The organism is Neorhizobium petrolearium, from assembly GCF_017873175.1.
Taxonomy (GTDB): Bacteria; Pseudomonadota; Alphaproteobacteria; order Rhizobiales; family Rhizobiaceae; genus Neorhizobium; species Neorhizobium petrolearium.
Window position 1 is genome coordinate 222,631 of sequence record NZ_JAGGJW010000010.1, and the last position, 24,081, is coordinate 246,711.

Annotated in this window: 26 protein-coding genes; 18 read left to right on the forward strand and 8 right to left on the reverse strand. The window is 61.0% G+C overall.

Going from position 1 to position 24,081, the window contains the following annotated elements; all coding sequences use genetic code 11:
• The first annotated feature begins 99 nt into the window (after positions 1-99).
• The gene (locus J2046_RS20110; RefSeq protein ID WP_037145272.1) at positions 100-633 is read left to right on the forward strand and encodes a DUF992 domain-containing protein; all 534 of its coding nucleotides are present in this window, start codon (positions 100-102) and stop codon (positions 631-633) included.
• A 167-nt stretch (positions 634-800) separates the two neighbouring features.
• Positions 801-1,706, forward strand: coding sequence for a S1C family serine protease (locus J2046_RS20115; RefSeq protein ID WP_210054895.1), 906 nt, complete (start codon positions 801-803; stop codon positions 1,704-1,706).
• A 60-nt stretch (positions 1,707-1,766) separates the two neighbouring features.
• Here J2046_RS20115 and J2046_RS20120 read toward each other — a convergent pair whose 3' ends face one another.
• Positions 1,767-3,023 (reverse strand): glycerate kinase type-2 family protein, encoded by a 1,257-nt coding sequence (locus J2046_RS20120; protein ID WP_210054897.1) that lies wholly within the window; start codon positions 3,021-3,023, stop codon positions 1,767-1,769.
• A gap of 151 nt (positions 3,024-3,174) precedes the next feature.
• Between J2046_RS20120 and J2046_RS20125 the strand changes: the two genes are divergently transcribed.
• The gene (locus J2046_RS20125; RefSeq protein ID WP_210054899.1) at positions 3,175-3,507 is read left to right on the forward strand and encodes a hypothetical protein; all 333 of its coding nucleotides are present in this window, start codon (positions 3,175-3,177) and stop codon (positions 3,505-3,507) included.
• An 8-nt stretch (positions 3,508-3,515) separates the two neighbouring features.
• Here the strand turns inward: J2046_RS20125 and pcaQ are convergent, their stop codons facing one another.
• A complete protein-coding gene (gene pcaQ / locus J2046_RS20130) occupies positions 3,516-4,442 on the reverse strand; it encodes a pca operon transcription factor PcaQ (protein WP_210054900.1) in 927 nt (308 codons plus the stop codon).
• A 93-nt stretch (positions 4,443-4,535) separates the two neighbouring features.
• Here pcaQ and pcaD point away from each other — a divergent pair, with 93 nt between their 5' ends.
• The 11 genes from pcaD (at position 4,536) to J2046_RS20185 (ending at position 13,760) form a co-directional block, all read left to right on the forward strand.
• Positions 4,536-5,333 carry a 3-oxoadipate enol-lactonase gene (gene pcaD, locus J2046_RS20135; RefSeq protein ID WP_210054902.1) on the forward strand — a complete coding sequence of 266 codons (798 nt, stop codon included), beginning with the start codon at positions 4,536-4,538 and terminating at the stop codon, positions 5,331-5,333.
• 2 nt (positions 5,334-5,335) lie between these two features.
• Positions 5,336-5,752 (forward strand): 4-carboxymuconolactone decarboxylase, encoded by a 417-nt coding sequence (gene pcaC / locus J2046_RS20140; protein WP_210054904.1) that lies wholly within the window; start codon positions 5,336-5,338, stop codon positions 5,750-5,752.
• Positions 5,749-6,489 (forward strand): protocatechuate 3,4-dioxygenase subunit beta, encoded by a 741-nt coding sequence (pcaH, locus tag J2046_RS20145; protein WP_210054906.1) that lies wholly within the window; start codon positions 5,749-5,751, stop codon positions 6,487-6,489. Before pcaC ends, pcaH begins: the two co-directional genes overlap by 4 nt.
• A 3-nt stretch (positions 6,490-6,492) precedes the next feature.
• Positions 6,493-7,110, forward strand: a complete 618-nt coding sequence (pcaG, locus tag J2046_RS20150; protein WP_210054908.1) for a protocatechuate 3,4-dioxygenase subunit alpha — start codon at positions 6,493-6,495, stop codon at positions 7,108-7,110.
• Between the two features lie 22 nt (positions 7,111-7,132).
• A complete protein-coding gene (locus tag J2046_RS20155) occupies positions 7,133-8,188 on the forward strand; it encodes a 3-carboxy-cis,cis-muconate cycloisomerase (protein WP_210054910.1) in 1,056 nt (351 codons plus the stop codon).
• Between the two features lie 153 nt (positions 8,189-8,341).
• Positions 8,342-9,517 (forward strand): ABC transporter substrate-binding protein, encoded by a 1,176-nt coding sequence (locus tag J2046_RS20160; protein WP_210054912.1) that lies wholly within the window; start codon positions 8,342-8,344, stop codon positions 9,515-9,517.
• A gap of 164 nt (positions 9,518-9,681) precedes the next feature.
• Entirely contained in the window at positions 9,682-10,545 is an 864-nt protein-coding gene (locus J2046_RS20165) for a branched-chain amino acid ABC transporter permease (RefSeq protein WP_210054914.1), read from the forward strand.
• Complete coding sequence (locus tag J2046_RS20170) at positions 10,542-11,552, forward strand: branched-chain amino acid ABC transporter permease (protein WP_210054916.1); 1,011 nt, start codon at positions 10,542-10,544, stop codon at positions 11,550-11,552. The genes J2046_RS20165 and J2046_RS20170 overlap by 4 nt, the downstream gene beginning before the upstream one ends.
• Positions 11,549-12,313 carry an ABC transporter ATP-binding protein gene (locus tag J2046_RS20175; protein WP_210054918.1) on the forward strand — a complete coding sequence of 255 codons (765 nt, stop codon included), beginning with the start codon at positions 11,549-11,551 and terminating at the stop codon, positions 12,311-12,313. The genes J2046_RS20170 and J2046_RS20175 overlap by 4 nt, the downstream gene beginning before the upstream one ends.
• Positions 12,294-13,010: an ABC transporter ATP-binding protein gene (locus tag J2046_RS20180; protein ID WP_210054920.1), complete on the forward strand. Its 717-nt coding sequence runs from the start codon at positions 12,294-12,296 to the stop codon at positions 13,008-13,010. The genes J2046_RS20175 and J2046_RS20180 overlap by 20 nt, the downstream gene beginning before the upstream one ends.
• Positions 13,011-13,175: 165 nt before the next feature.
• Positions 13,176-13,760: a LysE family translocator gene (locus J2046_RS20185; protein WP_411828528.1), complete on the forward strand. Its 585-nt coding sequence runs from the start codon at positions 13,176-13,178 to the stop codon at positions 13,758-13,760.
• 40 nt (positions 13,761-13,800) lie between these two features.
• On the opposite strand, the gene J2046_RS20190 is transcribed toward J2046_RS20185, so the two are convergent.
• Both J2046_RS20190 and J2046_RS20195 read right to left on the reverse strand, forming a co-directional pair.
• Positions 13,801-14,619 (reverse strand): alpha/beta fold hydrolase, encoded by an 819-nt coding sequence (locus J2046_RS20190; protein WP_210054924.1) that lies wholly within the window; start codon positions 14,617-14,619, stop codon positions 13,801-13,803.
• Between the two features lie 118 nt (positions 14,620-14,737).
• Positions 14,738-15,682 carry a LysR family transcriptional regulator gene (locus J2046_RS20195; protein WP_210054926.1) on the reverse strand — a complete coding sequence of 315 codons (945 nt, stop codon included), beginning with the start codon at positions 15,680-15,682 and terminating at the stop codon, positions 14,738-14,740.
• A gap of 265 nt (positions 15,683-15,947) precedes the next feature.
• On the opposite strand from J2046_RS20195, the gene J2046_RS20200 reads away from it, so the two are divergent.
• The 4 genes from J2046_RS20200 to J2046_RS20215 all read left to right on the forward strand — a co-directional run bounded on the left by J2046_RS20200 (position 15,948) and on the right by J2046_RS20215 (position 19,159).
• Complete coding sequence (locus J2046_RS20200; RefSeq protein ID WP_210054927.1) at positions 15,948-18,023, forward strand: tripartite tricarboxylate transporter permease; 2,076 nt, start codon at positions 15,948-15,950, stop codon at positions 18,021-18,023.
• 139 nt (positions 18,024-18,162) lie between these two features.
• Complete coding sequence (locus tag J2046_RS20205) at positions 18,163-18,486, forward strand: ArsR/SmtB family transcription factor (RefSeq protein ID WP_210054928.1); 324 nt, start codon at positions 18,163-18,165, stop codon at positions 18,484-18,486.
• Entirely contained in the window at positions 18,483-18,893 is a 411-nt protein-coding gene (locus J2046_RS20210; protein ID WP_210054930.1) for an SRPBCC family protein, read from the forward strand. The genes J2046_RS20205 and J2046_RS20210 overlap by 4 nt, the downstream gene beginning before the upstream one ends.
• A gap of 38 nt (positions 18,894-18,931) precedes the next feature.
• Positions 18,932-19,159 (forward strand): hypothetical protein, encoded by a 228-nt coding sequence (locus tag J2046_RS20215; RefSeq protein WP_210054932.1) that lies wholly within the window; start codon positions 18,932-18,934, stop codon positions 19,157-19,159.
• A 90-nt stretch (positions 19,160-19,249) separates the two neighbouring features.
• Here J2046_RS20215 and J2046_RS20220 read toward each other — a convergent pair whose 3' ends face one another.
• The 4 genes from J2046_RS20220 to J2046_RS20235 form a co-directional block, all read right to left on the reverse strand.
• The gene (locus J2046_RS20220) at positions 19,250-20,110 is read right to left on the reverse strand and encodes a DUF2182 domain-containing protein (RefSeq protein WP_210054934.1); all 861 of its coding nucleotides are present in this window, start codon (positions 20,108-20,110) and stop codon (positions 19,250-19,252) included.
• Positions 20,111-20,114: 4 nt separating this feature from the next.
• On the reverse strand, positions 20,115-20,750 hold the full coding sequence (locus J2046_RS20225) for a DUF1326 domain-containing protein (protein ID WP_210054936.1): 636 nt from the start codon (positions 20,748-20,750) through the stop codon (positions 20,115-20,117).
• Positions 20,751-20,962: 212 nt separating this feature from the next.
• On the reverse strand, positions 20,963-22,732 hold the full coding sequence (locus J2046_RS20230) for a thiamine pyrophosphate-binding protein (protein ID WP_210054939.1): 1,770 nt from the start codon (positions 22,730-22,732) through the stop codon (positions 20,963-20,965).
• An 86-nt stretch (positions 22,733-22,818) separates the two neighbouring features.
• Complete coding sequence (locus J2046_RS20235; RefSeq protein ID WP_210054940.1) at positions 22,819-23,862, reverse strand: Bug family tripartite tricarboxylate transporter substrate binding protein; 1,044 nt, start codon at positions 23,860-23,862, stop codon at positions 22,819-22,821.
• Positions 23,863-24,081 lie beyond the last annotated feature (219 nt).

The window sequence follows — 24,081 nt, forward strand, 5'->3', positions numbered from 1 at the left end:
CGCGGGATCATTCTTCCGCCACATGCGTTGCCCATCGCTAGCTGGCCGGCTCGACCGAATCGCGATGGCCGGACCGCGAATAATTGAAGGAGTACAGGGATGAAAAGATTTACTGCCGTGGCGCTTGCCGCCCTTCCGGTTCTGACGAGCGCGGGAACGGCCTTTTCGGCTGACGTGATTTCCCGCCGGGACCAGGTTCCGGTCTATGAAGAGCCCGACCAGCGAGGTGGCGTGCGCATAGGCTATCTCGATTGCTCGATCGGCGGCGGTGTCGGTTATGTCCTTGGTTCCGCCAAGGAAGCCGATTGCGTCTTCACCTCTGCGATCGGCAGCGAACCGCTTGACCACTATACCGGCGTCGTTCGCAAGATGGGCGTCGACCTTGGTTTCACGACGCGCTCCCGCCTGATCTGGGCCGTCTTCGCCCCGACCGCCGGTTACCATCATGGTTCGCTTGGCGGCCTTTACCAGGGCGCCACCGCGGAAGCGACCGTCGGTGCGGGCATCGGTGCCAATATTCTGGTCGGCGGCACCTCGGGCTCCATTCACCTGCAGACCGTGAGCGTCACCGGCCAGCTTGGCCTGAACGTCGCCGCCACCGGAACGTCGGTGACTTTGACACCTGCAAGCTGAGGCTTGCAGGGACGCCACTCTCCCTCAAAGGGGAGGGTGGCGGGATATCCTGATAGGCGGAGACCTTGCGTCATGCCGGTCACATTCATACCTTAGATAAGGTACGGTTCGGCCTTGCAGATCCTTATCGGGTTTCGGGCTGTCTTTCGCCCATCAGGAATTGCATCATGGATATCGAGAAAATTTTGCGGTCGGTCGTGGCCGTGCGCGCCTCAATTCCGGATAATGCCTTCACGGCGAATACGCTCGGCACCCGCCGGGAAGGAAACGGCGTCGTGATCCGCGACAACGGACTGGTGCTGACGATTGGTTATCTCATCACCGAGGCCGAGGAGGTCTGGTTGACGCGTCGTGACGGGCGCGTGGTGCCCGCTCATGCGCTGGCCTACGACCAGGAAAGCGGTTTCGGCCTCGTGCAGGCGCTTAGCCCGCTCGACCTTCCGGCGCTGGAAATGGGCGATTCCGACAGCGCCCAGGTCGGCGATCCGATCGTCTTTGCCGATGGTGAAGGTGAATATGTCCGCGGCAATATCGTCGCCAAGCAGGAATTCGCCGGCTACTGGGAATATCTTCTCGATGAAGCGATCTTCATCGCACCTGCGCATCCCTCCTGGGGCGGCGCAGCGTTGATCGATGCCGAAGGCAAGCTCATCGGCATCGGATCGCTACGCCTGCAGATGAGCAAAGGCGGCGAAGTCGCCGACATCAACATGGCCGTGCCGATTAACCTGCTTCGTCCGATCCTTGACGACCTGCTGAACCGCGGCGAGATCAACAAGCCGCCGCGACCGTGGCTCGGAGCCTTCTCGGCTGAAAGCAACGGTGAAGTCGTTGTCATGAGCGTCACCGAAAACGGCCCGGCCGCGAAGGCGGGGTTGAAGCGCGGTGACGTGATTTCGGAAATCCGCGACGGCGAAGTCGACGGGCTTGCCGATTTCTACCGAAAGGTCTGGGAAAGCGGCCCTCCGGGATCGGAAATCCCCATGCGCATCCTGCGCGACGGACGTGAAGCTTGGCTGCGGGTGAAGTCTGCGGATCGCAACGATTTCCTGCATAAACCGCAGTTGCAGTAGCTGCCTGGAGCACGTCATCCTTTCTCGCTTGTGGTTTGCCCTACCACAAGCAACGGGTACCTACCTCACCAGTATTGCCCGGAAATCGTTGACATTCGTGCCGGTCGGGCCGGTGGAAAACAGGTCGCCGATGGCGGAGAAACCGGAAAAGCTGTCATTGCTGTCGAGCAGTTTTCTGCCGTCCAGGCCCGCAATCCGCAGGCGACGCGCGCTCGTGCCGTCGGCAAAGGCGCCCGCATTGGTCTCCGATCCATCGATCCCGTCCGTATCGGCGGCAAGCGCAGTGATGTCGTGACCGTCGATCGCCAGCGCAAAGGCCAAGGCGAATTCGCCATTGCGGCCGCCCTTGCCCCCTTTGCTCCTGAGCGTAACCGTCGTCTCGCCGCCGGAAAGCAGCACGGCAGGCCTGGCGAAGGGCCGGTCGCGCAGCGCCACCTCGCGGGCGATCGCCGCATGCACCAGCGCCACATCGCGGGATTCGCCCTCGACGGAATCGGAAAGAATGTAAGGCGTGACGCCGTGGGAGCGGGCGACGTCTGCCGCTGCTTCCAGCGATACGCCGGCAGAGGCGATAACATAATGTTCGTGGCGGCCAAAGACCGGATCGTCCGGTTTCGGAGCGTCGGCGGCCGGCGAGTTCAGATGTGCGATCATCTTTTCCGGCAGCGTCAGCCGATACTGCTCGACGATCGCCAGCGCCTCCTGCCTCGTCGTGGCATCCGGAATTGTCGGACCCGACGCGACGAAGGCCGGATTGTCACCCGGAATATCCGAGACGATCAGGCTGACGACGCGGGCCTTCGTGGCTGCGGCGAGACGGCCGCCCTTGATGGTTGAAAGGTGTTTTCTGACCACGTTCATTGCGGAGATCGGCGCGCCGGAGGCAAGCAGCGCCTCGTTGAGGGCGATTTCGTCTTCCAGCGTCAAGCCTTCCGGCGGCGCGGGCAGCAAGGCCGACCCGCCGCCGCAGATCAGCGCGATGACGAGATCGTCCTCGGAAAGGCCCGAGATCGCCCCGACAAGCTGCTTCGCACCGGCAAGGCCTGCTGCATCGGGCACAGGGTGCGAGGCTTCGAGGATCTCGATCGATCTCGTTTCGCAGCCATAGCCGTAGCGGGTCACGACGACGCCGGAGAGCGGGTCTGGCCAGACGCCTTCGAGGGCCGCGGCCATCTGTGCAGCTCCCTTGCCGGCGCCGATGACGACCGTGCGACCGCTTTTCGGCGGAGAGGGCAGGTATTTCTTGATGCCGGTCAGGGGATCGGCGGCCTTCACCGCAGCGTCAAACAGCGCCTTCAGCAGGTCCCGATCCGTCATCGCCTCTTTCCTCCTCTTTTTATGTTCGGCCTTTTCGATCACGGCGGTTGACAGCCGTCAACCAGGCTTGATCGCCATGGGCCTTTCCGCCCGGAACAAAGCCGGTGGGTGTCGGTTGTCCTCAAGGCTCATTGAACGAAAGGAGCGAAGCATGACCGAGCATTTGAAGGAAGCAGGTTATTCCGGCCAGATCGATATCGGCGGCAGTCGGTCGCCCGTAACCTACAAGCTCAAGGCCTGCAGGGAGGATGACGGGGCTTTCCACGTCGCGGTGAGTCTGACGACGTCGCGCGACTGGCTGCTGAAACACGGCTTTCGCCGGCAGGCGACGCTGGTTCGTCAAGGCGGATACCAGACGGCAGTGCATTTCGAGGAGACGCTGAACGTCGCCGACAATATTTCCGTCACGCTTCGCGCCGACGATGCGGTGATTGCGTCGATGGACGAACTGAAGAGGAAGTTCCCCGAACTGCAGACGGGCTGAGGTCGCACCTATCGCCCCGGCATGATCTCCGCAGCCGCCTGGCGGATCGTCTGCATGAGGATGGAAAGTGGCGCCGAAGGGTTGGAATCGGCCCGTATGGTGAGGCCGACCGGTCCACGGGTCTCGCTGGTATCGATCGGGAGTGTCGCGAGCGTGCCGTCAGCGACGTCCCCTGCGACGACGCCCGCTGAAATGATCCAGACCGCTTCGCTCGAGCGCACGAAAACCCGGCCGAAAGCATCGGAGATTGTTTCCACCTGGACGGGCAGGGTGGCAACGCCATTGGCAATGAGGAACTGTTCCACGGATGGCCGGATGATGGAGCCACGCGTCGGCATCAGCACCGGATAATCCGCCAGGCCCTCGAAGATCGAACGCCTTCCGTCGAGCAGGGGATGGCCAGGACGGACGATGAAGACCACCTGCTCGGAATAGAGATGCTCGAAGGAAAGGCCAGCCATTTTTTCCGGCGAAGCCAGGCGTCCGACGACCAGATCGAGATCTCCCACCCTGAGCTGTTCCATCAAAACGGAATTATCTCCCGTTACGATCTTTACCCGGCTGCCCGTCTTTTCCGCAAGGAAGAGCATCATCGCCCGTGGCATGATCCGTGTGGAGACGGTGGGCAATGCGCCGATGCGTACAGGTGGCGCGGAATCGAAGAGTTCCTGCGAGACGGAATCCATGCCCTGCCTGAGTGCTGTCAGTGCCGCGCCCGCATGCCGCAGGAAGACTTCACCGTAGCGAGTAATGCGGATGCCGCGCCCTTCGCGCTCGAAAACGGCGACACCCAGTGCCTCCTCCAGTTCGCGGATCGTCTTGGTCACAGCGGGCTGGCTGACATTGAGGATTTCGGCCGCCCTGACGACACTCTTCTGTCGGGCGACCTCGATGAATGTATACAGGTGTCGAAACTTGATTCGCGAATTGATCAAAATCAAATAACCTTGCGGTTAAGGAACATGCTCTAAATATCATTTTACTTAACCGGAAACTAGTGCAATCTATCAACGGGAGAGGAGGCGCAGATGCAATTTGTACACATTAATGGCATTGCTATCCATTATGACATTCTGCGTGCGGGTGATGATAGGCCGGTCGTCGTCTTCATCAATTCGCTCGGAACCGACAGCCGCATCTGGCATCACGTGCTGCCGAAGCTAGCTGAAGACTATACAATCCTCACTTATGACAAGCGCGGCCATGGTCTTTCCGGACTCGGCAACCCCCCGTATTCAATTGCAGATCATGCGGCCGATCTTGCCGGTTTGCTCGATCATCTGGAATTGTCGCAGGTCGTTGTCTGCGGTCTTTCTGTGGGTGGGCTGATCGCCCAGGGCCTGTATGCGGCCCGGCCGGACCTCGTGAAGGCGCTGGTGCTTTCCAACACGGCACACAAGATCGGTACCGCCGAGATGTGGGCGGCGCGCATCGCCACCGTCGAGGAAAAGGGCATCGGCAGCATCCTCGACGCGATCATGGAGCGCTGGTTCACCGAACCCTTCCGCAGGCCGGAGAATGCCGCCTACCAGGGCTATTGTCACATGCTGGTGCGCCAGCCGACCTTCGGCTACAGCGGCACCTGCGCGGCGATCCGCGATGCCGATTTTACCGAAGCCGCGAGCAAGATCGCCGTGCCGGTGCTCTGCATCGTCGGCCGCGAGGACGGTTCGACACCGCCGGAGGTCGTCAAGTCGCTTGCCGATCTGATTCCCGGCTCCCGCTACGAGATCATCGAGGGAGCGGCGCATATTCCGTGCGTTGAAACACCTGCCGCCCACGCCGCGCTGATCCGCGGCTTCATTGAGCAACTGGATAAGGAATGATTATGGCCGAGACTTCTACGCCGTCGGAACGCTATGCACAGGGCATGAAGACGCGCCGCTCCGTGCTCGGCGATACCTATGTCGACCGTGCCCAGGCAAACAGAACGCCGTTCGACCAGCCGTTTCAGGAACTCATCACGGAAAGCGCCTGGGGTACCGTCTGGTCGCGCCCGCACTGGACCAAGCGCGAACGTTCCATGGTGACGATCGCGCTGCTTGCAGCGCTGGGCCACTATGACGAGGTCGCCATGCATATCCGCGCAACCGCCAATACCGGTGCGACAAAAGACGATATCTGCGAGGCCCTGATGCATGTGGCAATTTATGCCGGCGTTCCGGCCGCCAATCATGCCTTCAAGATCGCAAAAGCCACCTATGCTGAAATGGACGCGGAAAAGGCCGCGGGAGAGAGAAGATGAAAAACGCACCGCCTGAAACGACACCTTTCTTCCCTCGTGACAGGGAATGGCATCCACCGGCATTCACGCCGGGTTACAAGACATCCGTGTTGCGCTCGCCGCAGCGCGCGCTGATTTCGCTGGAAGGCACGAAGAGCGAGATCACCGGTCCGGTCTTCGGCCACAACATCCTCGGCGAGTTCGACAACGACCTCATCGTCAACTTCGCCAAACCCGGCGAAATGGCGATCGGCGAACGCATCATGGTCTACGGTCGCGTGCTGGATGAGCGGGGCGTCGGCATTCCCGGCGCGCTGGTGGAGTTCTGGCAGGCGAACGCCGGCGGACGCTACCGCCACAAGAAGGAAACATACCTCGCACCGCTCGATCCGAACTTCGGCGGCTGCGGCCGCACCATCACCGACGAGAACGGCGGCTATTTCTTCAAGACCATCAAGCCAGGGCCCTATCCTTGGCCGAATGGCGTCAACGACTGGCGGCCGGCGCATATCCACTTCTCGGTCTTCGGTCACGGCTTTGCCCAGCGCCTGATCACCCAGATGTATTTCGAAGGTGACCCGATGATCTGGATTTGTCCCATCGTGAAGACGATTCCGGACGAGAACGCCATCAAGGGCCTGATCGCCGCACTCGACATGAACAACACGATTCCTCATGACATGAGAGCTTACAAGTTCGACATCATCTTGCGCGGCCGTCGCTCGACATTCTTCGAGAACCGCAAGGAAGGTAACTGATCCATGGTCCAGCCGCTCACCTACTTCAAGGAATCTGCATCCCAGACGGCAGGTCCATACGTTCACATCGGCTGTACGCCGAACTTTTCCGGTATCACCGGTGTCTACGAGACCGATCTCGGCTCCGGCTCGATGGTCAACGACAAGACCCGCGGTGAACGCATCACCATCCGTGGTTTCGTCTATGACGGCGCCATGACGCCGCTCAAGGACGCGCTGATCGAGATCTGGCAGGCGGACGCTGACGGCTTCTACAACAGCCCCTCGGAGACGCGCGGCAAGGCCGATCCGAATTTCCTCGGCTGGGCTCGTTGCCCTGGCGACATGCAGACCGGGGAATTCGTGTTCGAAACGATCAAGCCCGGTCGTGTGCCGTTCCGTGACGGGCGGCTGATGGCGCCGCACGTGACATTCTGGATCGTCGCCCGCGGCATCAATCTCGGTCTCAACACGCGCATGTATTTCTCCGACGAGGAGCAAGCCAATGCCGAAGACCCGATCCTGTCGCGCATCGAGCACCGCGTCCGCGTGCCCACCCTGATCGGTAAGCGTGAAGGCGATACCGTCACCTTCAACATCTATCTTCAGGGTGAAAACGAGACCATATTCTTCGACATCTGAGATCGAAGAATCAGGGGCCCGTATGAGCGTTTCGGCTTTCGAACATCCGTTCCTGTCCGGTCTCGTTGGTGACGACGAGACCGGAAAGCTGTTTTCGGCGGAAGCCGAGATCAAAGCCATGCTCGCCTTCGAAGCGGCGCTCGCCAGGGCGGAGGCGGGTGCCGACGTCATTCCCATGGATGCGGCGGAGCGCATCTTAACTGTCTGCAGCTCATTCAAGCCGGACATCGCAGGGCTTCACAAAGGTACCGGTCGTGATGGCATCGTTATCGCCGAGTTCGTCAAGCAACTCCGCGCGGCCGTCGGCGGCGAGGCGGCACAATACGTCCACTTCGGCGCAACCAGCCAGGATGTCATCGATACGGCACTGGTGATCCGCCTGAAGCAGGTCTGCGGCCTGTTCGATCAACGCCTTTCGGCTCTCGAAAAGGCCTTTGTGGCTATCGATCAGAATTTCGGCGTCCGCGCGCTGATGGGCCATACCCGCATGCAGGCGGCAATTCCGATCACCGTTTCCGATCGCATCCGCGCGTGGTGCGAGCCGCTCATCCGCCACCGCCAGCGGCTGGATACCTTTTCCGAGCACGGTTTCGCAGTGCAGTTCGGCGGTGCAGCCGGCACGCTCGACAAACTGGGCGCCAAGGCGGCTGGCGTGCGCAAATCGCTTGCTTTAGAATTGTTGCTTGCCGATGCTCTGCAATGGCAGAGCCAACGGGATCGCCTGGCGGAATTCGCCGGAATCCTTGCGTTGATCTCCGGCTCGCTCGGCAAGTTCGGCCAGGACGTGGCGCTGCTCGCCGAAATGGGCGGCGAAATGGAGCTTGCCGGCGGTGGCGGCTCCTCCGCCATGGCGCACAAGCAGAATCCGGTAGCGGCTGAGGTGCTGGTCTCGCTTGCCCGCTTCAATGCAGTGCAGCTTTCCGGCATGCAGCAGGCCATGGTGCACGAACAGGAACGCTCAGGCGCCGCCTGGACCCTCGAATGGCTGATCTTGCCGCCGATGGTGATGGCAACGGGTGCGTCGCTGCGTCTTGCGGCAGAACTTGTCGATAACATACGCTCCCTCGGAAAGGGTTGAGGCGGCGGCGACACGGCTGTAAGCACGTGCATCAATAACTTTTCATGACTGACATGCCTCGTGTTATTCTGGGTCGCCGTTAGGACAAGCGGGCATCCTGCCATCGTGGCACCTGTCAAACGCAGTCGAGGATGAGGTTTTAGGGAGGGCTTTATGAAGAGACTCATCATGACCGCATTCGCGGTCGCCATTTTATCGAGTGCCGCATATGCCGATACGATCAAGATCGGCGTCATCGGTCCATTCTCGGGGCCTTTTGCGTTGCAAGGCAAGAACTTCAAGGCGGGTATCGATGCCTGGCTCGCCGTCAATGGCAACGAGATCGGCGGCAACGATATCCAGATCGTCTATCGCGACGTACCGCAAGCCGATCCGGCGCAATCGAAATCGCTGGCGCAGGAGCTCATCGTGCGCGAGGGCGTGCAGTATCTCGCCGGCTTTTACTTCACACCCGACGCCATGGCCGCAACGCCGCTGCTACAGCAGGGCAACGTGCCGATGGTTGTGATGAATGCCGCGACGTCCTCGATCGTTACCGCAAGCCCCTATGTCGTGCGGACATCCTTCACCATGTGGCAGAACACGACGCCGATCGCGAAAGTGGCGAAGGACCAGGGTGTGACGAAGGTCATCACTCTGGTTTCCGATTACGGCCCGGGCATCGATGCGGAAAACGCCTTCAAGGCCGCCTTCGAGAAGGAAGGCGGCCAGGTGGTCGAAGCGATCCGCATGCCGCTTTCCACCAACGATTTCGCTCCGCTGATGCAGCGCGTGAAGGATTCAGGCGCCGAAGCGCTCTTCAGCTTCTTGCCGTCCGGCCCGCCGACGCTTGCCTTCGTTAAGGCCTATAACGACAACGGCCTGAAGGCGGCCGGCATCAAGTTCTTCGCGACCGGCGACCTGACGCCCGAATCCGACCTGCCGGCGCTCGGCGACGCAGCCCTCGGGCTGACGACGACCTATCATTATGCCGTCTCGCACGACTCGCCGGAGAACAAGGCATTCGTCGCGGCAGCCCAGAAGGCGATCGGCAACCCCGCAGAGCTTACTTTCCCGGCGGTCGGCGCTTATGACGGCATGTATGTTATCTCGAGGATGATCGAAGCGACCGGCGGTAAGAAAGACGCCAAGAAGGCCATCGAAGCCGTGAAGGGCCTTGCCTGGACAAGCCCGCGCGGGCCAGTCGCCATCGATCCGGAGAGCCGCCATATCACGCAGAACGTCTACCTGCGTGAAGTCGCCAAGGACGAGAGTGGCAAATACATCAACAAGGAAATTCAGACGTTCGAGAAGCAAGGCGATCCAGGCCTGGCTTTCGTGAAGAAGTAAGTCTGTCGCTCAGACAATTTCCTTCATCCGGCTGCATCCGTCGACCTTTCTCCCCGCTTGCGGGGGGAAAGGATATGACGCACTGTTTCTCGCTCCGACAAGGCGCGCGTTGACATGAAGACAGTATCTATCAGGCTCACTACGCATCAAGGATCGACCACCTCATGCAGACCGTGTTCAGCATAGCCGTCGATGCGCTGGCCTACGGCATGGTGCTGTTCGTGATTTCGATCGGGCTTTCCGTGACGATGGGACTGATGCGCGTGGTGAACCTCGCGCATGGGGCGTTTGCGATGATCGGCGGTTACCTGGCCTCCTATGCAGCGCGTGACCTGGGGCTCGGTTACGCGGCTGGTATCCTGGTTGCCGTCGTCGGGACGGTCATCATCGCCATCCCGATCGAACGTCTCCTCTACCGGCGCCTTTATGGCGCGACGGAACTGACCCAGGTTTTGATGACGATCGGCATCACCTTCTGCGTCATCGGGATTACCAACTTCATCTTCGGGCCGACACTGAAGACCATCCCGTTGCCGCCGGCGCTGCAGGGTTCCGTCGATCTCGGCTTCCGTTCGATCGCCGCGCACCGGCTTTTCGCGATCGTCTGCGGGCTGATTGTCGCGGCGGCCCTGTGGTTCCTGATCGAGCGGACCGCCTTCGGTATCCGGTTGCGCGCGGCGGTGGACAATGCCGCTATGGCGGCGGCTCTCGGGGTGCGCACCGAAATCGTCTACGCGGTGAGCTTTGCTGTGGCAATCGGGCTTGCCGCGCTCGGCGGCGTGCTTGGAGCCGAACTTCTTCCCGTCGAGCCTTATTACGCGCTGCGCTACATGGTGACTTTCCTCGTTGTCGTCTCGGTCGGCGGCGCGGGCTCCATTCCCGGTGCGCTGCTCGCCTGCCTGTTGCTCGGCGCGATCGATACGACCGGCCGCTATCTCGCGCCGGAATACGGAGAATTCTTCTTCTATCTCGCAGTCATCGTGATCGTGACCCTTTTTCCGCGCGGGCTTCTGGGGCGATCGAAATGACAGTGGCTTCCACGGATCACAGCTCTGCTGCCAACCTCTCAATCGCCCGGCGGCTTGCCGATGGCGGGTTGATCGGCGCACTCGCAATCGTCGTGATCGGGGCGATCGGCTATTATCTCTTTCCGAACAATCTGGCGCTCCTGACGCGGATGACAGCGATTGCGCTCCTGGTCCTGTCGCTCGATCTGGTGACCGGATATTGCGGTGTGGCGACCCTTGGGCACGCGGCGCTTTTCGGGGCAGGGGCTTACGGAGCCGGCATTGCAGCGGCGCATTTCGGCATTAGCGAGCCATTGACCATGACGCTGGTCGGAGCCCTGACCGGCTCTGCCGCCGGCCTCGTTTCGGGCGTCGTCATCCTGCGGGCCCACGGCCTGGCGCAACTCGTTCTGTCGATCGCCGTCATCCATCTCTTCCACGAGGCTGCAAACAAGGCATCGGCCTGGACCGGCGGCAGCGACGGACTTTCCGGCATCATGCCGGAGGCGGTCTTCGGTCTGTTCGAGTTCGATCTCTGGGGGCAGACGGCCTACATCTATGGTCTCGTCCTGTTGACCGTCGTCTTCGTGGCACTCAGGATTCTGGTGCGCTCGCCCTTCGGCATGCTGGCGCGCGGGGTGAGGGAGGATCGTATCCGCATCACCGCGATGGGCGCCTCGGTAAACTCGGTGCTGCTGCGCATGTATGTGATCTCCGGGGCCGTGGCCGGAATCGGCGGTGCATTGTCGGCCATCTCCACGCAGGTCGTCGGGCTCGACAGTCTCTCCTTCACGCTCTCGGCTGAGGCATTGGTGATGTTGGTGCTCGGCGGCACGGGCTCGCTTTATGGGGCGATGATCGGCACGATGGTCTTCATGTGGTTCGAGGACACGCTGTCGGCCATCAATCCGTTCCACTGGCTCACCATCATCGGCGCATTGCTTGTCGCCGTCGTGCTCTTCGCGCCGAAGGGGCTTTATGGCTCCACCGCCGGTTTCGTCAGCCGATTGAGGAGGGGGCGGGGATGAGCGCTCTCTTCGAGGTCAGGAATCTGAGGAAGAGCTTCGGCGGGCTGGTTGTCACCAATGACGTCTCGCTTGCCATGGCGCCGGGCGATCGCGTAGCCTTGATCGGCCCGAACGGGGCGGGGAAGACGACCTTCGTCAACCTTGTGGCCGGCAATCTCAGGCCCGATTCGGGCCACGTCTTCCTCGGTGGTGAGGATGTGACCCGGCTCAAGGCCGCCAAGCGCGTGCGGCGCGGCCTGATCCGCTCTTTCCAGGTGACGCGGCTCTTTCAGGACATGACCCCGGAAGAGCACGTGGCGCTCGCAATCCTGCAACGGGAGAGGCAGGCTGGAAAAATGTTCGGCCACTATTCCGGCAAGCCCGAGGTGATGGACGAAGTCAGGAAAATCCTGGACCGGCTCGGGTTGATCGAGCTTTCGCATCTCAAAGTGCGGGAGATTGCCTATGGCCAGCAGCGGCTCCTGGAGATCGCGTTGGCGATGGCGCTGAGGCCCAGGATGTTACTGCTGGACGAGCCGGCTGCCGGCGTGCCGCAATCGGAAACCACGCGCATCGAGCAAGCGTTGAACAGCCTGCCGCCGGATCTTGCCGTGCTCATGATCGACCATGACATGGACCTCGTCTTCCGCTTTGCGCGGCGGGTGGTCGTACTCGCGGCCGGAACGGTGATCTTCGATGGCTCGCCGAAGGATGTGACGCAGGACCAGCGCGTGCGCGAAGCCTATCTGGGGAATTATGCAAATGCCGGCAGCACCGCTTGAGGTCAAAAACCTTTCCGCCGGTTATGGCCCAACGCGGGTGATCGAGGACGTTTCCTTCTCGGTGCCCGCCGGATCGAGGCTGGCTCTTCTCGGCCGCAACGGAATGGGCAAGACGAGCCTATTGGCCACATTGGCAGGCCAGACGCGGCGCTATGACGGCCAAATCCGCCTCGCCGGCGTCGACATCGCGGATGAACCGAGCGCTGCCCGGGCGCTTGCCGGCCTGGGTTATGTTCCACAGACCCGGGACGTCTTCCCGACCCTGACGGTCGAGGAAAACCTCTTCGTCGGGTTGAAGGGCCGCCCGAAGGATGCGATCTCGGAGGCCTATGAGATGTTCCCGCGCCTGAAGGAGCGGCGGAGGAATCTTGGCAGTCAGCTTTCGGGGGGCGAACAGCAGATGCTTTCGACCGCCCGCAGCATCCTGGGCCAGCCGACCGTACTCCTGCTCGATGAACCGCTGGAAGGTCTGGCGCCGGTCATCTGCGAGGAGTTGATGGCGGCCTTCTCCAAACTCGCCCAATCCGGAGAAATGACCATCCTGCTCGTCGAGCAGCGCATCCAGAGCGCGCTGGATTTCGCCGACAATGTCATCATCCTCGAGCGCGGCCGCATTGGCTGGCAAGGCAGCCCGCAGGTGCTCGCCGCCGATCATGATGTTGTCGAGCGGCTGCTCGGGGTCGGCGGTTTGCATTGAAAAATGCGAGATCCTCAGATGTCGAAAGACCGACAACAGATAAGATCGGTCCCGCGTCCTTGAAATCCCGATTGCTTTCGTCGATGAAGAAGGCCCACCTTTCTCCTGAATCACCCCTTGCCCGACCTTTCCAGTCTCGCAGCCTTTGCTCTCATCGCTCTGGGCATGGTACTTACGCCCGGGCCGAACATGGTCTACCTCATCTCGCGATCGATCTCTCAGGGGCCGATGGCGGGATTGATCTCGCTCGGCGGCGTGGCGCTCGGCTTCGTCTTCTACATGCTCTGTGCCGCTTTCGGCATTACCGCGCTGGTCATGGCCGTGCCTTATGCCTATGACGCGCTGCGTTTCGCGGGCGCGCTCTACCTGCTCTATCTCGCCTGGCAGGCGGTGAAGCCGGGCGGGCGCTCGCCTTTCCAAGTCATGCAACTGCCGAAGGACAGTCCGAAAAGGTTGTTCGTCATGGGGTTGATGACCAACCTTCTGAATCCCAAGGCGGCAGTGCTTTATCTCTCACTGCTGCCGCAGTTCATCAATCCGGAACATGGCAGCGTGCTTTCCCAATCGATCGTGCTCGGCTTCGCGCAGATCGCCATCAGCATCTCCATCAATGCGATGATCGCACTGATGGCGGGTGCTATCGCGCTCTTTCTTGCCCGCCGGCCCACATGGATCGTCATCCAGCGTTGGCTGATGGGCACCGTCCTTGCTGCTCTTGCCGTTCGCATGGCGATCGAAGCGCGGCGCTGATTTCAATCTGCCGCCCCTTGCCGGTTGTCGCAAGGCGACGTCAGGCCGTCTTGGCAGCCTTTGCCAATTCCCTCAGATGTCCGGCGATCGTGGCGGGCACTTCCAGCGGCGTGAAATGCCTGACGCCGTCCATGATGAAGAGCGACGCACCGGGAATATTGTCCGCCATGTAGCGGGCCATCTCGGGCGGCGTCGCATAGTCCTCCGTGCCAACGGCGACGCGGCAAGGGAAGGAAAATCTCGGCAGGGCGGCGCGGATGTCCGCGTTGCCGAGCATCGCGCAGGTCGCGGCATAGGCCGAAAGTTCGTTCTTCAGGAAGACGGCAATCGCCTTCTCCACGATATCCGGATTGGCCTCGCGGAAGCTATCGCTGAACCAGCGGGTCTTCTGAAAGCCGACGAGTGCGGCCATGCCTTCGGCGAGCGCCTTGTTGGCGCGCTCCCTCCAGGCTTTTGGGGCATCCTCTCCATACCATGCGGTGGTGTCAAAAAGACCGAGCGCTTCGACGCGCTGCGGATAGCCGGCAGCAAAGGCGAGCGCCACGCATCCGCCCATGGAGGCGCCGGCAACGACGGTCGAGGACCAGCCGACATGGTCCATGAGATCGGCCAGATCATCGGCGAAAAGTTTGACGCTATAGGGGCCGGCCGGTTTGTCGGACGCCCCGTGGCCGCGGCAGTCGTAGATCAGGGCATCGGCAAAACCGTCGAGGGCGGCGACCGTCGGCTCCCAGAAGGTCTTGTCCATGGCAAGCGAATGCACGAGCGCGATGCGGCCCTGGCCACTTCCCTTGACGAGGCGGTAGGAGATCCTCGTGCCGTCGCGGGTGGTTGCGGTGCTGTTCAACGGATCATTCACCTCGAAATCCTTCCGGTAGGGACCGTTTTGCGTCATACTGTATGACAATGATATAAGCAAATCGAACGCGGGAGACAACCGCCAATGTGACGGCTGCTGCACTTTGCGAACTTATGGTCTAGCCGGCAGAGGAAAGTGCCAGCCCCTCCGCACCGGTCTCCTCGGCAAGCTGCCGGGCAACTAGCCCAAGCTGCCGGCGCAGCCATTTATGGGCGGGAAGATCCGTATGGACATCGCTCCATACGGCGGTGGCGGAGACCCGCATGTTCGGCACCGGCACGGGACAGAAATAAAAGCGCGACGGATCGAAGATCGGCACCATCTTCTCAAATACCATGACGATGAGATCGGAGCGGGAGACGATCGCTGGTGCGGCCAGGAACTGGTGAACCGTGGTGGCGACGCGCCGCTTGAGGCCCGCTTCTGCCAGGAAACGGTCGGCGCGGCTCACATCGCTCGTGCCGGGCTTGACGGCAAGCTGCTCGGCGGCGAGGAATTCATCCAGCGTGATCGACTGGCCCGCAAGCGGATGAGCCTGCCGCATCATGCAGAGATATTTGTCTTCGAAGAGAGCCATGTGCTTGAAGCGGCGCGGCAGGTTGGGGATGACGCCGACCGCGAGATCGATCTCGTTGTTGTCGAGAAGTGCCGGCAGTTCCTCGTTCGGGCGCGATTGGATCTTCAGGGCCACCCGGGGTGCGACGCGGGCGATGTGCTCGATCAGAAGCGGCAGCATCACCACCGAGGCATGGTCGGAAACGGCGAGGCTGAAGGTCCAGTCCGGATCGTTGGGTTCGAATGCAGTCGGCTCCAACGCTTCTTCGATCTGGCGCATCGCTGCCTGGATCGGTCCGGCGATTTCCAGCGCCCGCGGTGTGGGTCGCATGCCGTCCGCCGTGCGCAGGAAAAGCCGGTCATTCAGGAGCAGGCGCAGGCGATTGAGTGCGTTGGAAAGCGCCGGCTGCGACATGCCGAGCTTTTCGGCAGCGCGGTTGACGCTGCCTTCCGCCATCATCGCGTCGAAGATCACCAGGAGCTTGAGATCGATGTTCGCCAAATTCATTTCAGTGATAATACTCTCTGTTTTTTGAATTTGCCATTGATGGCTCTGTCGGATCAACATTGTCGTACAAAAATACAATACTACACAAGTGTTTGCGATCAAACTTCGCGCGCGCCGGTGTATGCGTATTCGGGCGGTGCCTCGGCCACGGCGTTTTGCTGGGGGATGCTGCCTCCGGTGATAGCTCCCGAAACGAGGGAGGAGGCGCATGAAAGCGTCTCACGAGCAATGAGCCTCGCGGATCGCGGGGCGGTGGAGGATATATATGCTTCTTGAACAGGCCATGGCGGCGTTCGGGGTCATCTTTGATCCGATGCGCTTCCTGATCATCATGCTGGGTTGTATACTCGGCCTTTTCATCGGGGTCATCCCCGGCATCGGCGGCCTGGCGGGCATGGCTCTGCTTTTGCCGTTCACCTACACGATGGACCCTTATACGGCGCTTGCCTTTTTGATCGGCATGTGGGCTGTGACGCCGACGGCCGACACAATACCGTCGATCCTGATCGGGGTGCCAGGAGCTGCAGGATCGGCTGCGACTGTGATGGACGGCTATCCCATGGCGCGCCGCGGCGAGGCCGGGCGAGCGCTCGGCGCCTCCTACACTTCATCGCTGATCGGCGGTATTTTCGGAGCCGTCCTGCTCGGCATCGCGATCCCGATCCTCAGGCCCTTCATGATGGCCTTCGGCACGCCGGAGCTTTTGGCGCTCTGCATCCTCGGCCTCACGCTGGTCGCAGCCGTCAGCCAGGGTAACATGATGAAGGGCCTGGTGGCGGCCTGTTTCGGTGTCGTCATCGCTTCCGTGGGCGACGAGGCGCAGACGGGTGAACTGCGCTGGACCTTCGATTCCATCTATCTCTGGGAAGGTGTTCCGCTCGAGGCGCTGGTGCTCGGCCTCTTCGCCGTGCCGGAACTGATCGAGCTCGGCGCGGCGCGCCAGTCGGTTGCCCTCCATCGCAGCGAAAGCATTGTGCGCGACCAGTTCCGCGGCGTGCGCGACGCGATCCAGAACATCCGCCTCGTGTTCCAGAGCTCCTGGCTCGGTGCGATCCTTGGCTCGGTCCCCGGCCTCGGCGGCCCGGCGATCGACTGGATCGCCTACGGCTCGGCGGCGAAATCGGTGAAGGGCGGCACCGAGAGCTTCGGCACCGGCGACGTGCGCGGCGTCATCGCCTGCGAGGCAGCCAACAATTCCCGCGAAGGCGGCGCGCTCATCCCGACGCTTGCCTTCGGCATTCCGGCGAGCGCCACCATGGCAATCCTGCTTGGCGCCTTCATGATGCATGGCATCCAGCCGGGTCCGAAGCTGCTCACCGAACAGCTCGACATCACCTACACGATTGTCTGGAGCCTGATGATCGCCAACATCATCGGCGTGCTCATCTGTTTCGCCTTCGTATCGCAACTCGCCAAGCTGGCATTGGTACCGGCAGGCATTCTGGTGCCGACGGTGCTCGCCATCGTTTTTATCGGAGCCTATTCGGCGACCCGCGACATCGGCGACATCATCGTTCTCCTGATCTTCTCGGTGATCGGCTGGGCCATGAAGCGCTTCGGCTGGGCGCGTGCACCGGTATTGCTCGGCCTCGTCCTTGGAGGTCTGGTGGAACAATACCTGTTCATTTCGACCAGTCGCTACGGTTCGGAATGGCTGACACGTCCCGGCGTTCTTTTTATTCTGGCGATCCCGGTCCTCTACTTTGCATACAGCGCGGTAAGGTTTTTCCTGAAGCGCCGCGAGCCTGCACTGGCCGCGGTCGGTGCAGCAGTCAGTGAACCCGCCGCCCCGAAAGAAGCTCCGGTCGGACAGGTCTCCACGATCGACCGCATCATGCTGCCGGGCATGTGGGTCCTTGCCGCGATCTTGTTTGCCACGGCGCTCGCCACCTCGACCGAATGGGCGCTTGCTGCAAGGCTGATGCCACAGACGGTATCGGCCGTCGGCCTCATCGTGGTGATTTGCTCAGGCATCGGTATCTACATGAGAAAGCGCGCCGGCGAGACGATCGTCAAACCGCGCAAGGTGAGCGAGGCTGATCCGCTGGAAGCGATGCCCGACCGCCAGCTTTACGCACGCATGGGTATCATGTTCGCCTGGGTGCTCTCGGTCTTCGTGGGTACGCTCCTGATCGGTCTTCTGCCGACACTGTTCGTATTCATGCTCGGCTATATGCGCTTCGAGGGCAGACAGCCCTGGATCCGCACGCTGGTGATTACGCTGGTCATCTGGGTTGCCATGTTCATCCTTTTCGACATGCTGCTCGTCATGCCCTGGCCGCAATCCTATCTGGGCGACACCTTCCCGCAATTGCGCACGATGGTCTCGGACATAATCTGAGCCACGGCCGACAATCGCGATGAAAAGGCCGGAGCATCGCTGCTCCGGCCTTTTCGTTTGTCTATCGTCGCGGTCGCTTGACTCATTCATAGCTCTGTGGCTATACGTCAATTCATAGTCGGTGAGGTATGGATTTCAAATGTCGAACGCTCATGACGTGCTCTTCAGGACGCTCGCCGATCCGACCCGGAGGGCTCTCTTTGAACGACTGTGCCGCGAAGGAGAAAAGACGGTCGGCGCTCTGACGGCCAGGGCCGGGGTCTCGCAACCGGTTGTTTCAAAGCATCTTGCTGCGCTGAAGCGTGCCGGGTTGGTGCGCGACCGCCATGAAGGTCGCCAGACGCATTATAGTGCGCAACTTGGCGCGCTGGCTCCTCTGGTCGACTGGACGAGCCAGATGGCCGGATACTGGCAGAGCCGGTTCGATGACCTCGAAGATCTACTCAAAAGGATGGACCAATGAACGAAACGTCGATCGAAACGCGCTCCGTCGTCATCGAGCGGGAGGTAGCTTTTCCGCCGGAAAAGATCTGGCGCGCACTTACGCAACCACACCTGATCGAGGAGTGGCTCATGAAGAATGACTTCAAGCCTGTTATGGACCACCGTTTCAAGCTTAGCGCAGACTGGGGTTCTGTCGACTGCCAGGTTCTGGAAGTCGAGCCGAACCAGACTCTGTCCTACACATGGTGTGCCTACGGTCTCGAGAGTGTCGTCACTTGGACTCTCACCCCTACGAGCACAGGCACCCATCTGCGCATGGAGCAATCGGGCTTCCGGCCGGATCAGCAACAGGCCTATCAGGGTGCCAGACACGGATGGCAGAAGTTCCTCGCAAATCTGGAGCAGGTCTTGGCTCGGACAGACTGAAATCTGTCCGGAGTGAGCGTGGAGAGAGGGGATTCCCATTGGATTGGAACAGAACTATTCGGCAGGTCCACCGCTGGCTGTCGATCATCTTTACGGCAACCGTCGTCGCAAACTTCGTCGCCATGGCGTTGGGGGAACCTCCCTCGTGGGTGGTCTACTCCCCACTGCTGCCGCTCTTTCTGCTATTGTTCACCGGCCTGTACCTATTCGCGCTGCCCTATGCTGCCATCGGGCGTGGCGCACGACGCACCGGTGGATACGAGTGAACTGAATGATTGGCACGGCAGGTCTCGGCTCCCAGGGCGTTAGGCTTATAGGTTTCATGTCGCCCATCAGCCCACGATGTCGCGGGAAACTCACAGAACAGTTGCAGCCAGCAGCCATGCTCCGGCCGAAATCAAGATTGTACCTGCCAGACGAGGAAGAAATCGGCCTGCGGGTAAGATCTTCTCGGCAAGAATGAAGATCGCAATGGCGGCAATCCAGAGAACGTTCATCACACCGCCCACGAACAGGAGCCCCATCACGGCCCAACAACATCCAATGCAGTAAAGCCCGTGTTTAAATCCGATCCGCATCGAGCCGAAAGCGTCTCTCCGAAACCCTCCATGCTGCTGGATGAAGAATAACGGCGCCTGGCAGTTTGCCAAACAGGCGTCCTTTTGCGGGGTCCATTGGTAAAGACCAGCGGCGACAAGGATAAACCCGCTGAAGGCATGACTTGCGCTGACCATCTCCGGGGTGAGCAGGAACGTTTTCTCAAGCCCCCATTGACCGATGGTCGCAACCAGCGAGAAGGTAACCCAGGCAAGCAGATATCCGCCGGCAAAGAATCCGGTCGCTGCCAAAGGACGGCCCTTGAGAGCAGCGTGGCGTCCTACATGGGCGTAGATGAGGATCATGGGCGCGACAGAGGGTGTCATCATGCCGACCATCATCACTGCCCACATGGTGAAGATGAATGCGAACTCGACCACACTCCACTCGTGCACTTGGGGCGCCATGACGGAGCCGAAATCCATGGCCGTCCCGGACATGTCCATCGCGGGCATCTCCGGGTTCGGGATCGCCGGCTCCATATTCATGGCCGGTTCCATATTCATGGAATCCGCGAGCCAGAAAATATAAGCCCAGGCAAAAACAGTAAGAGTGGCAAGCGCGACGGCAACGATCGCCCGGTCACGCCGCAGAACCGTTTCAAGCACAGTGTCGGTCATTGCCCTAGTGGACGACGCCAGCCCCCGTCATATGCAAGTGGGCGAAGTGTGCATGCGAATCTTCAAGATTGAGCGCAATCGGTCCCTTCGTTTCGCCCCAACCGCGACCCGCTTCACAAACGTCGTATTCGAAGCCGTTTGGCAGGTTTATCCGGGCGCGGTGCTCTTCGCCGGTCACCGGATTGCGGATCGGTTCGCCGCGAGCTTCAACCCAGCCCGGAACGGTCACATGCGCTGTTCGGGCCTCGGGATCGACCTCGAATTTGATCGATGTGAATACCGGATCGTAAAGCTTCTCGAACGTTGTCGCGAATACCTGGAAGAAGGTTGCGCCCGGTTCCGTGTCTTCGCCGGTCATGATCCGTAGCAGGGCCTCCCTTTGTTTGTCGGATGCACGCTCATCGACGATGGGCATGACTTCGCCCCTTCCTTCGTGAATGGCACCCGGCCATGTCGCGACCATGCCGATCGTCAGGTCGTCGAGTCGCGTGTCGCCATGGTAGCCTTCCTCGATATGGACAAAGCCAATCGCATGGCAGTTCCCATTGGTGGGGCGGGCATTGAACTGGCAAGGACAGCCATACGCGCAATTGCAATGGATGAACTCATTGCCTTTGATCGACCATTGTGTGGCGGACATCATCTCCTCCTTTTACCTTCACGCCAAATGGGTGACGCGGAACAAGCGGATGATCCCCCTCAGAGTAACTTTAAATTTTACGCCAAACACACCTGCCGTTCAATTTAACCTAAAGGTGTAGTTTCCGGCTTGAGCCGAACCTGGTTTTCTGCCGCACGAAAAAGGCCCCGCCCATGTGAGCGGAGCCAACCAAGGGAAAATACTCCTTCCGACTAGGCAAGCTCGACCATCGGGTCGCGGCAATATTCCGGCGGCACGCGGACGTCGATCACCCAGGGCTGGCCTGCCTTGACCTTCTCGATGCCGCGCTTCAGTGCGCCGGAAAGATCAGCGATATCGGTGATCGGGCCTTCGCCGTCGATGCCCTGCGCCTTTGCCAGCATCAAGAGATCCGGAACCGGGTCCTGCAGGCGCTGGCCGACCCAGGCGTTTTCCGGCGGACGGCCGCGCTGGACCGCTACCTGTGCCTGATGGTGCTCGTCGTTGAAGTAGGAATTGTTGTTGGAGATCACGTAGAGCAGCGGGATGCCCTGCGATGCCGCGCTCCAGAGCGCGGTATTGCCCATGGTGAAGTCGCCGTCACCGACGATCGCGATCGGCACGCGCGGGGATTTCATGTCGCGCAGCGCGAGCGCCGCGCCGATGCCGATGCTGGGGCCTGAGCCCACGCCGCCACCACCATTGTGGCCGAGGTAGTCGTGTGGATGTTCGAGTTCGTTGGCATTCACCGGCCAGCCGAGCGGACGCGAGGTGAGGCAGACGTCAAGGTCGCGCGTCACGCGGTTGAATACCTTGGCGAGATCCATGAGGCTGATTTCGCCGGATGTCCTTGAAGGCTCGGCGTCGAGGCGGCGGCGCTCGTAAGTCTTCGGAGCCGGCAGGAGAGGGGTAAGCGCTTCGAGGAGCCGCGACACGGCGGTTTCCGGTACGGTCGGAATGTTGACGTCCACAGCCGGCAGGCCCTGGTAGTCCATGTTCCAGCCGCGATGGATGTTGAAGTCGTTCGAGACGCTGATGACCGGGGCGCTCGGGCTTCCGGCCGGGAAGACCTGGTTGATCGTGCCAGCGAGATCGAGCCAGTCCAGCGAAAGAACGGCGTCGGCTTCCGTCAGGTGTTTCAGCAGGTTCTTCGACAGCTTCCAGCCTGTCTCGCCGATGAACAGGGGGTGCGTGGTGGGGAAGCTGGTTGCCAGCTTCACATGGGTGAGCACTTTCGCACCGATGAGTTCGGCGATCTTGATGCGCTCGGCCCAGCCCTCTTCACTGCGCGAGGTACGGCCGCAGAGGATGACGGGGCGCTTTGCTCTCGCCAGGATTTCGACGGCCTCTTCGAGGTCTCGGCGTGGCGGCTCGGGATCGGCGGGTGCCTTGAAGCGGGAGATGTCGTGCAGCGCAGGGACCTTTTCGAGCTCCATTTCCTGCACGGTGACATCGAGGTTCACATAGGTCGGGCCGGAGGGGCGGGCGGTCGAAAGCATCGTGGCGCGGCGGATCGATTCCACTGCGGCTTCCGGCGAGGCGGGTTCGTCATCCCATTTGGTAAAGTCACGGACCAGACCACCCTGGTCGATGGTGCAGTGAATCCACTCGATCCACGGCCGGCGCTTGGTGGCGTCGAGCGGGCCGGTGGCGCCGATGACGACGACCGGCACGCGGTCACACCACGCGTCGAAAATACCCATCGTGGCATGCATCAGGCCGACATTGCTGTGAACCGCAGCGGCAAGCGGCTTGTCGGTGATTTTCGCCCACCCTTGAGCGATGCCGATCGCATGCTCCTCGTGCATGCACAGAATGATCTTCGGATTTTCGTTGCCGAGATAATTGACCAGGCTGTCGTGCAGATGTCGGTAGCTCGCACCCGGATTGAGGCAGATATAGGGAAAACCTTGCTCCCGGATGGCCGCGGCTATCAGGTCGCTGCCATATTTCGGCGCACCGGTTTCAACCGGGACGAAACGCTTCGTGCCCTGGTGGTCCATGGACGTAATCCTTGATATTGGGAAAGTGACGAACGCTTTAAAGGCAAAGAAAAACCGCGCGACCGGAGCCGCGCGGCATATCGGGATCAGTTGTTGAAGCCGTCCGCGATCGCCTTCTGGAGCGTGGCGACAACGTCCGGCGGGGTCGTGATGATCTTCTCGACCACCGCATCCACATCCTTGCCGCCCATCGGCGCGATCGGGATCGAGCGAGCCTTGGCGTCGGCCAGGAAGTCAGGATCCTTCATCAGCTCATCGAAGGCCTGGGAGAGCCCCGCGATGCGGTCTTCCGGCGTACCGGGCGGGGTCATCAGGGCACGGCCGATATCGCCGCCTGCACCGAAGAATTCGATTGCCTGCTTCTTGGCCGGATCATTGGTGAGCTCGACAGCCGTCGGGGTGTTCGGAAGGTCCGTCAGGCGCTTTTCCGAGAACTGCACGACCGGAACGACATCGCCGGCAGCAAGCTGCTGGGCGTAATTGACCGACCAGTTGGCCCAGACGGTGGTCGTCAGATCGGCTTCGCCGCGAAATACGGCGAGCGCGCTGGCGGTCGCGCTGTCATAACCGCAGACCATATTGAACTTCGAGCCGATCAGTGACTTCAGCACGGCTCCGGTCTGGGCACTCGATGTGGTGCGGCCGGAGCAGCTCACGTTGGCTTCGGTCTTCAGCGAGTCCTCGATCGATTTCACCGGCGAATCCTTGCGCGCCATCATAACCGAGGTGACGTCGGCAACGCGACCGATGAAACGCATCTTCGAAACGTCCCAGCGGCTCTTCTTCGGATCGAGGACCTGATCCTGCGCCAACGATTCCGGCAGGAGCGCAACCATGGTGCCGTCCTTCGGCGCCTTGGTATAGAAGTGCGCGGCCGCGAGCGAGCCGCCGCCGCCCGGCATGCCCTGGACGATCACGGTCGGATTGCCGGGAATGTGCTTGCCGAAATGCTGAGCGAGCAATTGGGCGTAAAGATCGTAGGAACCGCCGGGCGGATGACCGATCAGGATCGTGACGGTCTTGCCGCTGTAGAAGTCGGAAACGGCATCGGCTTGAGCCGAGACTGCGCCGAAAATGGTGGCACAGGCCGTGGCTGCAGCGATGGTCAACAGGCGGATCGATTTGAGCATTGAGACTCCCTCCCTTGGACCGGCCCTCCCGGTACGGCCCCTTTATGGTCAGATACTATGATGATACTACTGTATGACAAAGGGCGGGGCGACGCAACAGGGAAAGCGAATGATGTTTCGCATTCTTAACAAATACCCTCACGCCGGTTCGCCTTGGGGTTCCTTATTTTTCATCGAAACCTTGCCGCTTTTGGGGCCGGGCTGCTAAGCGGATACGGA

Bases quoted from the DNA above. Each gene is read 5' to 3' on its own strand.
- J2046_RS20110 (WP_037145272.1), top strand. From the start codon at position 100: ATGAAAAGATTTACTGCCGTGGCGCTTGCCGCCCTTCCGGTTCTGACG.
- J2046_RS20115 (WP_210054895.1), top strand. From the start codon at position 801: ATGGATATCGAGAAAATTTTGCGGTCGGTCGTGGCCGTGCGCGCCTCA.
- J2046_RS20120 (WP_210054897.1), bottom strand. From the start codon at position 3,023: ATGACGGATCGGGACCTGCTGAAGGCGCTGTTTGACGCTGCGGTGAAG.
- J2046_RS20125 (WP_210054899.1), top strand. From the start codon at position 3,175: ATGACCGAGCATTTGAAGGAAGCAGGTTATTCCGGCCAGATCGATATC.
- pcaD (WP_210054902.1), top strand. From the start codon at position 4,536: ATGCAATTTGTACACATTAATGGCATTGCTATCCATTATGACATTCTG.
- pcaC (WP_210054904.1), top strand. From the start codon at position 5,336: ATGGCCGAGACTTCTACGCCGTCGGAACGCTATGCACAGGGCATGAAG.
- pcaH (WP_210054906.1), top strand. From the start codon at position 5,749: ATGAAAAACGCACCGCCTGAAACGACACCTTTCTTCCCTCGTGACAGG.
- pcaG (WP_210054908.1), top strand. From the start codon at position 6,493: ATGGTCCAGCCGCTCACCTACTTCAAGGAATCTGCATCCCAGACGGCA.
- J2046_RS20155 (WP_210054910.1), top strand. From the start codon at position 7,133: ATGAGCGTTTCGGCTTTCGAACATCCGTTCCTGTCCGGTCTCGTTGGT.
- J2046_RS20160 (WP_210054912.1), top strand. From the start codon at position 8,342: ATGAAGAGACTCATCATGACCGCATTCGCGGTCGCCATTTTATCGAGT.
- J2046_RS20165 (WP_210054914.1), top strand. From the start codon at position 9,682: ATGCAGACCGTGTTCAGCATAGCCGTCGATGCGCTGGCCTACGGCATG.
- J2046_RS20170 (WP_210054916.1), top strand. From the start codon at position 10,542: ATGACAGTGGCTTCCACGGATCACAGCTCTGCTGCCAACCTCTCAATC.
- J2046_RS20175 (WP_210054918.1), top strand. From the start codon at position 11,549: ATGAGCGCTCTCTTCGAGGTCAGGAATCTGAGGAAGAGCTTCGGCGGG.
- J2046_RS20180 (WP_210054920.1), top strand. From the start codon at position 12,294: ATGCCGGCAGCACCGCTTGAGGTCAAAAACCTTTCCGCCGGTTATGGC.
- J2046_RS20185 (WP_411828528.1), top strand. From the start codon at position 13,176: ATGGTACTTACGCCCGGGCCGAACATGGTCTACCTCATCTCGCGATCG.
- J2046_RS20195 (WP_210054926.1), bottom strand. From the start codon at position 15,682: ATGAATTTGGCGAACATCGATCTCAAGCTCCTGGTGATCTTCGACGCG.
- J2046_RS20200 (WP_210054927.1), top strand. From the start codon at position 15,948: ATGCTTCTTGAACAGGCCATGGCGGCGTTCGGGGTCATCTTTGATCCG.
- J2046_RS20205 (WP_210054928.1), top strand. From the start codon at position 18,163: ATGTCGAACGCTCATGACGTGCTCTTCAGGACGCTCGCCGATCCGACC.
- J2046_RS20210 (WP_210054930.1), top strand. From the start codon at position 18,483: ATGAACGAAACGTCGATCGAAACGCGCTCCGTCGTCATCGAGCGGGAG.
- J2046_RS20220 (WP_210054934.1), bottom strand. From the start codon at position 20,110: ATGACCGACACTGTGCTTGAAACGGTTCTGCGGCGTGACCGGGCGATC.
- J2046_RS20225 (WP_210054936.1), bottom strand. From the start codon at position 20,750: ATGTCCGCCACACAATGGTCGATCAAAGGCAATGAGTTCATCCATTGC.
- J2046_RS20230 (WP_210054939.1), bottom strand. From the start codon at position 22,732: ATGGACCACCAGGGCACGAAGCGTTTCGTCCCGGTTGAAACCGGTGCG.
- J2046_RS20235 (WP_210054940.1), bottom strand. From the start codon at position 23,862: ATGCTCAAATCGATCCGCCTGTTGACCATCGCTGCAGCCACGGCCTGT.